Genomic DNA, 13045 nt, shown 5'->3' with positions numbered 1-13045 from the left:
AAAATCCAACATCATAATAACAATAATCTAATGAAATAATTAAAAAAAGTTAATTACAGAATTATGGGGAATTCCCTAAAAATAGTTTAATTAATTAATGTCTATATTGTAAGATTTCTCTTACAATACCAACCTTAGACATTAATATCTCATCAATTCATTGAGGTTATCCTCGGCGAGGTTAACACTCTTGTGTAATAATTATCGATGATGTTGTATATAAATGTAATTATATTGGAGGTAATCGGTTAGTGTTCTTCTAGGCAAAAAGCCTCGGCGAAAACATTGGTTGGTGTTTTCTAAAAGTCCATCATTGAAATTGATTTTTTCCGATTGCCTCTAATTTTGGAGGTGAATTCTGAGAGATTATGCTCTTAATGTGGCAATCAATAAGATTTCCAATATGGTTTTCACATTAAAAAAATATGTTACCATCAGGAGCATTATCATCTCCAAGGACTTCACCTCCGTTGAATTGATGAGAACGGAGTCATCAAAACATTCATAATGAATGGCAATGATTGGTATGTAATGATTGCTTAAAACAAGTTTAATACATATCACCTCCGTTTGAGGCTTAATTAGAACTTATTTTGTTTAATATACTATTTAAAGCTTGTTGAAGTCATTTAACAAAATTGCAGTCATTTAATCATGATTAATAAATGTTTCGACATATTAATCTTTAATAATTATCTATTTTTTCTAAAAATACCCTTAAATTAACACAGTTAATCATAATAATTAAATAGTATACAACTCAAAAATAATAAATGTCTAGTAAATAATAATTTACTAATTCGAGGTATTAAAATGAAAACTACTGTTAGTGTAATTAAAGCTGATATTGGAAGTGTGTCCGGACACTGTGTCGCACACCCAGAATTAATGGATATCTGTGATGAAGTTTTAAACGAAGCTTTAGAAACCGGTATCTTAAAAGATTACTATATCTCCCGTTGCGGAGACGATATTGACTTAATTATGACCCACGACAAAGGGGAAGAAAACGAAGAAGTACACAAAACCGCATATGATGCATTCATGAAAGCTACTGAAAGAGCACGTGAATTAAAATTATACGGTGCAGGTCAAGACTTATTATCTGATACTTTCTCCGGAAACATCAAAGGTATGGGTCCTGGTGTAGCAGAAATGGAATTCGAAGAAAGACCATCTGATCCTGTTTTAGTATTCTGCTGTGACAAAACTGAACCTGGTGCATTCAACTTACCAGTATTTAGAATGTTTGCAGACCCATTTAACACTGCAGGTCTTGTAATCGACCCATCTTTACACGATGGATTCAAATTTGAAGTATTTGATGTAATCGAACACAAAAAAGTTATCTTAAACTGTCCTGAAGAAATGTACGACTTACTCGCATTAATCGGTTCCACTGGAAGATACGTAATCAAAAGAGTATGGAAGAAAAACGGTGAAATCGCAGCTGCAATAAGTACCGAAAGATTAAACTTAATGGCTGGAGAATACGTCGGTAAAGACGACCCAGCATGTATCGTAAGAGCACAATCCGGTTTCCCTGCAAACGGTGAATGTGTAGATCCATTTGCATTCCCACACATGGTAAGTGGATGGATGAGAGGATCCCACAACGGTCCAATGATGCCTGTTTCAGAAGCAGAAGCAAACCCAATCAGATTCGACGGACCACCTAGAGTAATCGGTTTAGGATTCCAAGTAGCAAACGGTGAATTAATCGGACCAGTCGATTTATTCGATGACCCTGCATTCGACCCAACCCGTGAACAAGCTGCTAAAATCGCAACTTACATCAGAAGACACGGTCCATTCGAACCTCACAGATTACCTGCTGAAGAAATGGAATACACTTCACTTCCTGGTGTAATGAGCAAATTAGAATCCAGATTTGAAGATATGGATTAAGTTTAAGAGATTTTTTATCTCTTCTTTTTTTACTTTTTTTGTAAAATGTTTTAAACAATAATGTTTTTTTTTCCATGATTATTCGATGTGCCGAACAATCATATATAAATAATTATTTTTTGTGTGCAGTAATTATTGTAAAACTGCTTGAATTGACAGTAATTCTGCAATCATCGACTTCTATATAGTAATTTTTTCCCTCTTTTGTAACTCTTGCATTTTCCTGTTTCAATTTGGAAATGCAGTAGCTTACAGGTTCTTCACTAATTTCCAAATTTCTCTGTATTCTTCCGACACCCATTTCAGTTGTATGGATTTTGTCAATATTTTCAATTAAAGTTTCCTTGTGCATTTCAACACCTGATTTTTGCATCTTAATTAATAGTGTAATTAGTTATTTATATATTACTTACCTATTTAGTAATATGTCATTTTTAAAATTCATTGTTAAAAATCCATTCAGGAGAAAGACAAGTGCAATTCTTTCAATTGTCGGAATTGCAATTGGAATAATAGTTATAGTTGCTCTTGGTGGAATCACAGACGGTTTGGTCAACACGTTTGAAGATACGATTCATGCGGGCGGTGCTGATTTTCAGGTTTCAGGAAAGGAAACCGGGGATTCTGCATATGGGACAAATACCATAAACGCTTCATGGACGGACAAGATAGCAAATGTTTCCGGAGTGGAGGAGGCATATCCGATTTATGTTGTTCTGACATCGGTCGGTGATGACTATATGAATACTTTAATCGGAATAGATCCTAACGGAACAACTCTTGCAGATATTTCAATGAAGGAAGGTAGAATTTTTGAGGATAACTCATCAGAAGTTATTTTGGGAGAAATCTATGCCGATGAAAATAATTATTCTGTTGGTGACAATATTGAAATCGACCGAGAAGACTTTGAAGTTGTCGGTATCTATGAAACCGGTGACCAGAATATGGCTGGGGGAGTGTTTACTTCAATTTCCAAAGTCGGAGAGCTGATGGATGATGAGGATTCAATTTCAAACATTTATGTCAAGGTTGAAAAAGGTGCAGACCCTCAGACTGTTGCTGACCGTATTGATGAGAAATACGGAGACAACATTACAACAATAACATCAGTAATGGAAATGTCCCAGATGGCAGACATGCTTAATATGCTTCAGGCTTCAACATGGGCGATTTCACTTCTGGCAATTGTTGTCGGAGGTTTAGGCATTATCAATACAATGCTCATGTCAGTCTTTGAGAGAACTCGTGAAATTGGTGTTCTGAAAGCTGTCGGATGGTCAAACAGAAAAATACTGACAATGATTGTCGGTGAATCTCTGGTAATTACAATAGTCTCAGCAATAATTGGATCACTAATAGGATTTTTGGCATGCACACTTTTGGGTCCGCAGATGGGAATTGAACCTTTATTCACTCCAAAAATCTTCATCCAGGCATTTGCAATAGCTATTGTGGTTGGAATAATCGGCGGAATATATCCTGCAATCAAGGCGATGAAACTGCCTCCGACAGAGGCATTGAGGTATGAGTGAGGTGATAATATGAATGTAGTTGAGATGAAAAACGTTTACAAAAGCTATGAAAATGGAAACATCAAGGCACTGAATGGTATTGACCTCACAATAAAAGACGGTGAATTTGTATCTATCATCGGTCCGTCAGGATCAGGCAAATCAACATTATTGAATATGCTTGGAGCATTGGATGTGCCTGATTCCGGAAGCATTAACGTTGCAGGTCATGATTTAAGCAGTTCCAAAAAACTCAACGAGTTCAGGGCTCAAAAAATAGGATTCATTTTCCAGCTGCACAATTTAATTCCAAACATTTCTGTAGTTGAAAACATTGAAATTCCGATGTTTACTCAAAAAATGTCTTCAAAAGAGATGAGGGCCAATGCATTGAAACTGCTTGATGATGTTGGTTTGAAAGACAAGGCTGACATAATGCCTAACAAGCTGTCCGGTGGTGAACGTCAAAGGGTAGCTATTGCCCGTGCACTTGCAAACAATCCTTCAATAATATTGGCAGATGAACCAACAGGATCACTGGATTCAAAGACAAGTAGCAAAATTCTTAAGCAACTAATCGATTTGCATAAAGATAAGAATGTAACATTGATTATTGTTACTCATGATATGGATGTGGCCAAACTTGCAGACCGAGTTATCGAAGTTTTGGATGGTGAGATAATATCTGCAGGTGATGATTCTTTAATAAACAGTAAAATTGATGTTTGATTTCAATTTTACTTACTCTTTTTTTTTTGTAATGGGATATTTTTGGTGTTATTTGTAAATTAATTTACGAATCACCTGTTTCCCATATGGAAATAACTGTATTTTATTTAACATTAAGTTGTTCGAAAATTTCGAACATCTGTGTTAATTGATTATTTCAGATAAATTGAACTGTCAAATAAATTTTGACAGCTGAATTATGTTCAATTTATTTAAATTTACAAAAGTAGAAAATCAGTTAGATAATTCCGTGAATCATCCTTAATGCATCTAAAAGCCCGTGACTGTATTCAATGCAACCGAATGCAGTCCTCATATCTTCCTTTTCAAGGTAATATTTTGAATCGTTCCAATAATCAATGGCTCGGTCATAAACTTCTTTTTCCTTTCCAACAAACTCAATGTGAGCTACCTGATTCAGGTTTCTTTCCAGTTTTGTAATATCCTTTGCTATTTTTTCGGGACTTTCCAGTTCAGTCATTTTAACTGCCTCCAAACGTGTACTACTCTTTGAGCTACTGTAAAGTATGATAAGATTATTAATATGTAAATAATGTATGTAAAGTAGATATCTCCTGCGAAATATCCTATTATTGCTCCAACCATCAAAATAATCATACGAACTGCTCGCTCTGCAATTCCAATATTGCAGTCAACTCCCTGTGATTCTGCTCTTGACCTTACATAACTAACTGTTATTGCTGAGTGAATTGCAAGAACACCTACAAACCAGTCACAGTAGCCTCCAAATATGATTCCAATGTAGATTATTGCATCAGCAAACCTGTCCATTGTAGAGTCTAGAAATGCGCCGAATTTAGATGACCTTCCATGGTATCTTGCAACAGCACCGTCTACAACATCCAAAAATCCGGATGCCAATATTGCAAGCATTCCTAACAGTAACATCTTATTTGCAAAACCATAAGCTGCAATAAGAGCAACAAATGGGGAAATCACTGTTACAATATTCGGATTGATGTTCAAGTTCTTCGCTAGCGGATTCAAAATTCTTGTTAATAATGGTCTTAAAGATTGAAGCATAATTATATATAAATTTTTATCTAATATAATTGTTAGGTAAGAAAAATGAAAATATTGAAAACTAGCATTGATAAAATTGATGAAGATATCATTAATGAAGCTATAAATGTATTGGCAGATGGTGGGGTGGTATTGTATCCTACTGACACTGTTTATGGTTTGGGAGCCAATATATTTGACAATAAAGCGGTCAGAAGGGTTTTTGATATTAAGGAGAGAAGTTTACTTAAACCGCTTTCAATTCTAGTTTCAGACATCAATGCCATTGACTTGGTTGCTAAAGTTTCTTTAAGCCAGAAAAATACGATTAGGCAGTATCTGCCGGGTCCTTACACATTTATTTTGGATAGAAAAAATATAGTTCCCAGAGCAGTTACAAGCGGATCAAGCTATGTTGGCGTTAGAGTTCCAAAATGTGAAATCGCCTGCAGATTGGCCAGTATATTTCCAATAACAACAACCAGTGCAAATCTTTCAGATGATGAAGTCCTGTCAACTCCTCAGGAGATTCTGGAACAGTTGAATCGAGAGGTTGATTTGGTTATAGATGTGGGAAAGCTGGATTCTAATCATGCTTCAAGAATTGTTGATTTGACTAGAATAAAGCCAAAAATAATAAGAAAATAGAGATTAAAAATTAATCTCTTAAAAATTATCTTTTACGCATTACCACAGCGACAATTGCAATAACTACAATAACTACTACCAAAATGAATATTGGATTTCCCGCTGCTTTCATTATTGTGTCCTGAACGGTAGCATTTTGCGGTGTTTCATTTGTTTTATTGATTATTTTGGTATTGTTCTGGTTAATGATGGTGGTGTTTGTCTCATTAACGATTACTGTTTTTGTTTTGTTGATTATTGTTTTGTTTTTTTCATTGACTGTAGTTTCGCCATTGTTTTCATCGTCTGCAGTTTTAACGTCTTTGGTTTCATTGTTTTGAGTAGGAGTTGTTTCTTCCTCGGAATTATTTTGACTTTGTGGTGTGGTGTCTTTGGAAGTGTCGCCGCTTTCGTTTACGCCTTCACTGTCTGTACTATTTTCGCCTGCAGCAAGGGTGTCCTCAGGTATTATGGTCTGTAATGAAACTTTATAAGCTATGCAATCGGAGCCGTCGTTTGATGATTTTAAAAGCTCAAAATTAAAATTGCCTTCTGTAGTGTTGTTGATTTCAACCAGTGCATTGTCGCCGATAGTTTCACCGGAACTTAAAACCTTCTGGACAATTGAATCGCTTGTATCTTTGGCAACAACTTTTGAAATGATGATTCCCATTTCATTTACTTTGTTTTGTTTGTAACATTCAATAATTGCTAGTTTGACTGCATTCTCATTACTTGTTGTACTTCTGGATGTGAATTTGCTGTCTGCACCTATTTTGGCAGAATCAAGGCAAAATCCAATAAATCCATCGCTAAATTCTATTTTATCTCCATTAATTGAACTGACGGTTATGTAATTTGTCAAATCTTCAATTTCCTCAGTCACTGTAGTGTTGTTGTCTGCTGAAACAAAACTCAGGCAACTGACAGAAATAATTAAAAGTATCAATAAAGGGATTATTTTCCTAGTCATGTTAATCTCTCCTTAAGTTATTTCTTAATATAATTATTCATAGTTATAATAATTTTGTTAAATATATATCATATAAAAATCAAAAGTTAGTATATGAAAGTATTGGCTAACTTTGAAGATAATCAAAAAATTCCATCTAACTCTTCTCTGGATGCTCTTTTAAAGGGAGGATTTGAAAAGGGAGTTATAACTCAAATATTCGGACCGCCTAGTTCAGGTAAAAGCAATATAACATTAACATTGGCGGTAAATGTAGCCAAAACTGGCAAGAAAGTTATTTATATGGATACTGAAGGTGGAATCTCAATTGACAGAATCAAACAGATTTCAGGTTCAGATTTTCAAAATGTGGCCAATAACATAATTGTTTTTGAACCAACCAATTTCCTTGAACAGAATGATAACCTTAAAGCTATTGAAATATGGCTCAGGAAAAATCATGACGATGTTGATTTGATAGTTCTGGACTCAGCAGTCGCACTTTATCGTGTAGATGACATGAAATCCTCTAAACTCAATAAGGAGTTAGGTAAGCAGATGGGAATACTGTCCAAGATTGCAAGGAAATATGATGTGGCCGTTGTGCTTACAAATCAGATTTACAATGCTTTTGATGATGAAGGAAACAATGACATCCGCGCTGTTGGAGGAACTATCCTGCAATACTGGAGCAAGGTAATAATCCAACTGGAACGGGGCGATGAGGTAAATAAGAGAATTGCAACTTTGATTCGTCACAGAAGCCTCCCTGAAGGAAATCAGGCCGTTTTTTCAATTACTTCCAGGGGAATTGTATAAGATAATTTTATTACTTATAAAAAATATATAATTATTTTGGAATTGTTGTGTGATATTATGAGAGATAGTGATTTTGATATTAAACACCCTAAAAAGAAGTTTCAAAAAACTGAAAGGGTGCCTCCAGAAGGATATGACAGTGCAAATGACTTTTTTGAAGATATGTATATGGACGAAGATATGATTTGGATGGGTCAAAATACAAATCATTTACATGACGATACAATCTCCGATGCCATGATTGAAGCGATAAAGGAAAAGACATTCTGTAAATATCCTGCTCCTGAAGGATTCAGTGAACTTAAACAGTTAATTTTAGATGATTTAGGTTTCGAAGATTTGGAAGTGTTATTGACCTCAGGTGCAACAGAATCTTTATATCTGGTTATGCAGGCATTACTTGAGCCTGAAGACAATGTGATTTTATCAGATCCGGGTTACTTTATTATTGGAGACTTTGCAAACAGGTTTGCTAATGAAATAAGATACGTTCCAATTTATTATGAAGAAAACAACTACAAATTGACTCCGGATTTACTTAGAAAAAATATGGATGAAAACACAAGAATGGTTATTCTAATTGATCCTTTAAACCCGTTAGGTTCATCATACACTGAAGACGAACTTAAGGAATTTGCAGAAATTGCAAAGGAAAATGATATTTATCTATTACATGATGTGACTTACAAGGATTTCGCAAGAGAGCATTTCCATGCACAGAATTATGCTCCTGAACAGACATTGACAATCTACAGCTTTTCAAAAATATTCGGAATGGCAGGTTTAAGAATCGGAGGAGTCATATCCACAAAACCGATAATCGACGCCATCAAAAATGCGGTTGTTAATGATTTAGGTGTAAACATCATCTCCCAGTACGGTGCAATTGCAGGTTTAAAATCAAAACCTCAATGGTATGATTCCATGAGAGAAACCTGCTTTGAAAACCAAAGGTTAATCAATGAAATGATTGAACCTATTGAAGGAGTTTTCCTGCCGGTTTATCCGTCAGACGCAAATATGATGGTAATTGACTTGTCAGGTGCAGGAATAGATCCGAAAGTTATGTCAAATTATCTGGTTGAGAAAAAATTGTTCACACGTGAAGGGGAATATACCTCCGAAGACTTTGGAGATAAATACCTTCGTATAAGTTTCTCAATTCCAACAGAAGAAATTAAAATATTCTGTGAAGAGTTCCCTAAAGCCGTTGAGGCTTTAAGAACAAAATAGGTTGCATATGAGATTCAGATATCATCAACCTATTCCTAATTTTTATAAAATTGAAAACCCTCACCATCCCCAAACCACTATATCTGCTGATTTTTTAAATGAATTCAACGAATTAGTCATTGACTATCAATTTGAAGGTTTAAGCTATTCCAAATTAAATGAAGAGTTTAAAAAGGAGTGGGATATTGACTGGGACAATATTATCATTTTAAAATACAGAATGTCTGATGAAATCCTTAAAATGGAACCCTCAAAGGAAAAATGCAAATTAATGGATGAGGAATTTCAGCAAGTGGGTAAAAAGACATTCGAACTTGCGGACATTTTAAGAAAAAACGGTTTTCAGGCCGATTTAATCAATCCATTAGATGACCGTGTAAGCTTACGGGCAATTGCACTTCAGTCAAATGATGCGGTAATTACAAGAAGCAACATGTGCATGTTTAAGGAAGGTTTGAATTTAGGATTTTTCATGATTAAAACATCAATAGAAAATTTGCCGTTCAAAAGTGAAAATGACATGCTGTGGGTTGAGGATTACTGCTCAACATGCGGTGTTTGCATTGACAGGTGCCCTGAAAATGCATTTGATGAGGATGGGAAATTTTTAAGAAAATTATGCACAGCACACCGTGAAGGATGCAGCAGGTGCATTGATTTATGTCCGTTTTATAAAAGAGGTTATGAAAAAGTTAAAAAACGATATTTGAGGATGAAAAAATGAAAGAAAAAATAGCTTTAGTGTCTTGCAGCGGATTAAGTCCATTAGGTTTGGTAGTTCGTGCAGCTACTGTTGAACTTGCTCTTGAAAATGAAAACATTGTTGCGGCATGTATAACCGAATACTCTGCTCAACCGAATAACTGCTCACCTATTCTTGATGATGCAAAAATAGTTACAATAACAGGTTGCAGTGACGACTGTGCGTCAGTAATTTTAAATGATAAAGATGTAAATTCAATAAAAAACATATCTGCAGATGCTGTTGTTAAAACTTATGATTTAAATCCGTTGGATGCGGTTCGTTTGGACAGTGATGGTGAAAAAGCAGTTGATGTGTTAAAAAAATATATTTTAAAAGAATTAGAAAATATCTAATTGTCTAATTCTTTTTTTTGTCATTATTTCATATTTAATCGGATAGGTAATAATATTCTCCTTTTTCTTTTTGTTCACGGTCTTTGTAACTGTCAAGTTTGTTTACTCTTGGCCTTTTTGTTTCCTTATCTCTTCTGAATGTAATGTTCAAGTTTCCTAAAAATTCGTTCATTGCATTTCTAAGATCAGTAGGTTTTGATGCATGACCGTTTAAACCGGGAGTTCCGTTAAATACCATTGCCCTGTCTGAAATGTAGTCGATAAATACGATATCGTGGTCTACAATCAATGATGCTGCATTTCTGCTTTCAACCATCTTGCGTATAACTCTTGCTGCGATAAGTCTTTGTTCAACATCCAGGAATGCAGTAGGTTCGTCGAAAAGATAAATTTCAGCATCTTTTGAAAGTGTTGCTGCAATAGCCAGTCTTTGAAGTTCTCCTCCACTTAAACCTTTAACCGGTTTGTCCAGCATTTCGTTCAAGGATAGGGGATTCATTATTTCGCTTTCAAAGATTTTACTTCCGAAACTTGGTGCATTCATATATAAAAAGTCGCTCACGCTTCCTTCGAAGTTTGTAACGATATATTGTGGTTTGTAAGCTATTGTAACTTCATCGTCAACTTCTCCGTTTGTTGGTTCTTCAACTCCTGCAAGCATTTTTGCAAAGGTGGTTTTACCGATACCGTTTGAACCGAATGCAGTTACAATTTCATCATAAAAGATTTCTCCTTCATCTGCAGTTAGTTTGAATCCGTCGTAGTCTTTGCTTAAGTTTGTATAACTTGCAAGCGCATCTCCTTCATCTTCTGGAGTTGGTGGTCTGATTGCAAATTCGATTGGATTTCTTCTGATTCTAACGTTTTCTTCTGCTAAGAATCCTTTGATGTATGCATTTATTCCTAAACGAACTCCTTTTCTACCTGAAACTACACCATATCCTCCAGGCTGACCATATAATATGTGAATGTTGTCGGATAATGCGTCCAAAGTTGCAAGGTCGTGCTCAATAACAAGTACGCTTTTGCCCTCTTCTGCAAGTGAACGGATTACTTTGACGGCATTTAATCTTTGGGACACATCAAGCCATGATGTAGGTTCGTCGAAGTAGTAGAAATCACCTTCCCTCAATACAGTTGCGGCTATTGCAACTCTTTGAAGTTCTCCACCACTCAGGTTTTCCATTTTCCTGTCCAATACATTTTCAAGTTGCAGTTCTTTTGTAACGTAATCAAGTTTGTCTCTTTCATTCACGGTTGTAAGCAAGTCTTTAACTTTGCCTTTTACAACTTTCGGAAGTTTGTCTACCATTTGGGGCTTTAAGATAGTCTTGATGTTGCCTTCGGACAAATCTTTGAAATATTTTTGAAGTGCTGATCCTTTATAGTATTCTATAACTTCATCCCAGTTTTCAGGCTTGTTTTCATAGTCTCCGAAGTTAGGTATCAGGTTTCCGGATAATATGTTCATTATTGTTGATTTACCGATACCGTTTTGACCTAAAAGACCTAAAACAGTTCCCTCTTCCAGACTTGGAAGTCCAAACAATTCAAACTGGTTTTGTCCAAATCTGTGAATAGGTTCGCCTGCTGCCTCAGGCAAGTTAATAATTGTAATAGCATCAAATGGACATCGGTTAGTACATATACCGCATCCTTCACATAATTCTTCAGATATCAACGGTTTTTTAGTGCTTTCATCGATCACGATTGTATCCTCATCCATTCTGACTCCTGGACAATAGTGTATACAAAGATAATCGCATTTTTTAGGTTGACATCTGTCTTTGTCTAAAATTGAAATACGAGTCATTATAATCTCCTTAAAAAATATAATCATTAATAATTTTGTTATTACTATTTAATTAAATTAACTTATCAAAAACTTTTTAATCATTAATTTTAATATTTAATAATTGATAAAATGAAACAGGTAATGATTGTAAGAACAGATTTAAAAATGAAAAAAGGAAAAATCGCTGCACAGTGTTGCCATGGTGCTATTGGAGCATATAAAAAATCTCCTCAGGATAAAATCAGGAAATGGGAAAATGAAGCTTATGCCAAGGTTGTTTTAAAAGTCAAGACTTTGGAGGAGTTAACTGAGCTTAAAAAATTGGCTGATAAAAAAGGAATTGCTAATTATTTGGTAGTTGATGCTGGAAGGACTCAGATACCTACATCAAGCGTTACAGTTTTGGCACTTGGTCCTGATGAAGATGAAATCCTTGATGAAGTGACTGGTGATTTGAAACTTTTATAGTTTAATTATTATTTAATGAACTCTACTTTTAATTAAATTAGGTCGTGATTATTATCGTGAAACAGGTTGTGAAAATAGGGGGAAGTCTATTTCCAAATTATGCAATTGAACTTGCAAGACAACTGAAAAATACAGATTCAGTTATTATTCTTGGAGGGGGAGAGTTTGCGAATCTGATTAGGAAATATGATGATGAGCAGAGCTTTTCTGAAGAGGTGAATCACTGGACTGCCATTGACTGCATGGATATAATAGCAAAACTTGTTAATGATAAGGTTGACTCTACAAAACTTGCATATTCTATTGATGAGATTAATGAAATTGCTGATGAAGGTTTCACTCCAATATTTGTAGTTTCCGAATTTTTAAAAAAAGAAGATCCGTTTGAATGTTCATGGGATGTGACTTCAGATTCAATTGCAGCTTATGTTTCACACCTTCTAAATGCAAACCTTTTAATAGTAACAAATGTAAATGGTATATATACCCAAGAACCGAAAGAGCCAGGTTCAACATTCATAAGTAAAATTGATGCAAAAACTTTACTAACTTTTCAAGAGTCATCGATTGATGTAATGTTACCGTCTCTTTTATTAGAGTTTGGGACTAATTGTTATGTTGTGAATGGGAAGTGCCCTGAAAGGGTTTTATCTTTAATAGATGATAATATAAATGATTATAACTTCGATTACACACAAATAATAGGTGATTTAAAATGAAAACTGTAGAATGTATTTCATGTAAACAAGAAATTCCATTAACTGGGCCTTTTGTTGAATTTGAATGTCCAGAATGTGGAGCAAAAATATCAAGATGTGAAAAATGCCGTACCTTTGGTCATGCTTACAAATGCGAATGCGGATTTGAAGGACCATAGAT

16 protein-coding genes are annotated in these 13045 nt (G+C 35.0%); 11 read left to right on the top strand and 5 right to left on the bottom strand.

Going from position 1 to position 13045, the window contains the following annotated elements:
- Positions 1 to 813: 813 nt before the first annotated feature.
- Positions 814 to 1908, top strand: coding sequence for a fructose-1,6-bisphosphate aldolase/phosphatase (fbp, locus tag E7Z81_RS09320; protein ID WP_292746762.1), 1095 nt, complete (start codon positions 814 to 816; stop codon positions 1906 to 1908).
- A 112-nt stretch (positions 1909 to 2020) separates the two neighbouring features.
- Here the strand turns inward: fbp and E7Z81_RS09315 are convergent, their stop codons facing one another.
- Positions 2021 to 2260: a DUF3781 domain-containing protein gene (locus tag E7Z81_RS09315; protein ID WP_292746759.1), complete on the bottom strand. Its 240-nt coding sequence runs from the start codon at positions 2258 to 2260 to the stop codon at positions 2021 to 2023.
- A 73-nt stretch (positions 2261 to 2333) separates the two neighbouring features.
- Here E7Z81_RS09315 and E7Z81_RS09310 point away from each other — a divergent pair, with 73 nt between their 5' ends.
- Positions 2334 to 3443 (top strand): ABC transporter permease, encoded by a 1110-nt coding sequence (locus E7Z81_RS09310; RefSeq protein WP_292746756.1) that lies wholly within the window; start codon positions 2334 to 2336, stop codon positions 3441 to 3443.
- Between the two features lie 9 nt (positions 3444 to 3452).
- On the top strand, positions 3453 to 4151 hold the full coding sequence (locus tag E7Z81_RS09305; protein ID WP_292746753.1) for an ABC transporter ATP-binding protein: 699 nt from the start codon (positions 3453 to 3455) through the stop codon (positions 4149 to 4151).
- A 238-nt stretch (positions 4152 to 4389) separates the two neighbouring features.
- Here the strand turns inward: E7Z81_RS09305 and E7Z81_RS09300 are convergent, their stop codons facing one another.
- The gene (locus E7Z81_RS09300; protein WP_292746750.1) at positions 4390 to 4632 is read right to left on the bottom strand and encodes a DUF357 domain-containing protein; all 243 of its coding nucleotides are present in this window, start codon (positions 4630 to 4632) and stop codon (positions 4390 to 4392) included.
- A complete protein-coding gene (gene pgsA / locus E7Z81_RS09295; RefSeq protein WP_292746748.1) occupies positions 4629 to 5195 on the bottom strand; it encodes an archaetidylinositol phosphate synthase in 567 nt (188 codons plus the stop codon). The genes E7Z81_RS09300 and pgsA overlap by 4 nt, the downstream gene beginning before the upstream one ends.
- A gap of 45 nt (positions 5196 to 5240) precedes the next feature.
- On the opposite strand from pgsA, the gene E7Z81_RS09290 reads away from it, so the two are divergent.
- Positions 5241 to 5822: an L-threonylcarbamoyladenylate synthase gene (locus E7Z81_RS09290; protein ID WP_292746745.1), complete on the top strand. Its 582-nt coding sequence runs from the start codon at positions 5241 to 5243 to the stop codon at positions 5820 to 5822.
- 25 nt (positions 5823 to 5847) lie between these two features.
- Here the strand turns inward: E7Z81_RS09290 and E7Z81_RS09285 are convergent, their stop codons facing one another.
- A complete protein-coding gene (locus tag E7Z81_RS09285) occupies positions 5848 to 6774 on the bottom strand; it encodes a hypothetical protein (protein WP_292746742.1) in 927 nt (308 codons plus the stop codon).
- 93 nt (positions 6775 to 6867) lie between these two features.
- Here E7Z81_RS09285 and radB point away from each other — a divergent pair, with 93 nt between their 5' ends.
- From radB to E7Z81_RS09265, 4 genes are read left to right on the top strand one after another with little or no spacing between them, the layout of a single operon-like run.
- Complete coding sequence (radB, locus tag E7Z81_RS09280; RefSeq protein ID WP_292746739.1) at positions 6868 to 7572, top strand: DNA repair and recombination protein RadB; 705 nt, start codon at positions 6868 to 6870, stop codon at positions 7570 to 7572.
- 57 nt (positions 7573 to 7629) lie between these two features.
- Complete coding sequence (locus tag E7Z81_RS09275) at positions 7630 to 8805, top strand: pyridoxal phosphate-dependent aminotransferase (protein ID WP_292746736.1); 1176 nt, start codon at positions 7630 to 7632, stop codon at positions 8803 to 8805.
- Positions 8806 to 8812: 7 nt separating this feature from the next.
- Complete coding sequence (locus E7Z81_RS09270) at positions 8813 to 9529, top strand: DUF362 domain-containing protein (RefSeq protein WP_292746733.1); 717 nt, start codon at positions 8813 to 8815, stop codon at positions 9527 to 9529.
- The gene (locus E7Z81_RS09265) at positions 9526 to 9903 is read left to right on the top strand and encodes a putative zinc-binding protein (RefSeq protein WP_292746731.1); all 378 of its coding nucleotides are present in this window, start codon (positions 9526 to 9528) and stop codon (positions 9901 to 9903) included. Before E7Z81_RS09270 ends, E7Z81_RS09265 begins: the two co-directional genes overlap by 4 nt.
- A 34-nt stretch (positions 9904 to 9937) precedes the next feature.
- Here E7Z81_RS09265 and E7Z81_RS09260 read toward each other — a convergent pair whose 3' ends face one another.
- The gene (locus E7Z81_RS09260) at positions 9938 to 11716 is read right to left on the bottom strand and encodes a ribosome biogenesis/translation initiation ATPase RLI (RefSeq protein ID WP_292746728.1); all 1779 of its coding nucleotides are present in this window, start codon (positions 11714 to 11716) and stop codon (positions 9938 to 9940) included.
- Positions 11717 to 11827: 111 nt separating this feature from the next.
- Between E7Z81_RS09260 and pth2 the strand changes: the two genes are divergently transcribed.
- From pth2 to E7Z81_RS09245, 3 genes are read left to right on the top strand one after another with little or no spacing between them, the layout of a single operon-like run.
- Positions 11828 to 12166 (top strand): aminoacyl-tRNA hydrolase, encoded by a 339-nt coding sequence (gene pth2, locus E7Z81_RS09255; RefSeq protein WP_292746725.1) that lies wholly within the window; start codon positions 11828 to 11830, stop codon positions 12164 to 12166.
- A gap of 56 nt (positions 12167 to 12222) precedes the next feature.
- Entirely contained in the window at positions 12223 to 12885 is a 663-nt protein-coding gene (locus E7Z81_RS09250) for a delta 1-pyrroline-5-carboxylate synthetase (protein ID WP_292746723.1), read from the top strand.
- On the top strand, positions 12882 to 13043 hold the full coding sequence (locus E7Z81_RS09245) for a zinc finger domain-containing protein (protein WP_292740784.1): 162 nt from the start codon (positions 12882 to 12884) through the stop codon (positions 13041 to 13043). The genes E7Z81_RS09250 and E7Z81_RS09245 overlap by 4 nt, the downstream gene beginning before the upstream one ends.
- The last annotated feature ends 2 nt before the right edge of the window (positions 13044 to 13045 follow it).

The sequence above is a fragment of the Methanobrevibacter sp. genome (genome assembly GCF_015062935.1).
In the GTDB taxonomy this organism is placed as follows: Archaea; Methanobacteriota; Methanobacteria; order Methanobacteriales; family Methanobacteriaceae; genus Methanocatella.
Note: the sequence above shows the minus strand (reverse complement) of the source record. Positions and strands in the feature narration are given on the sequence as shown.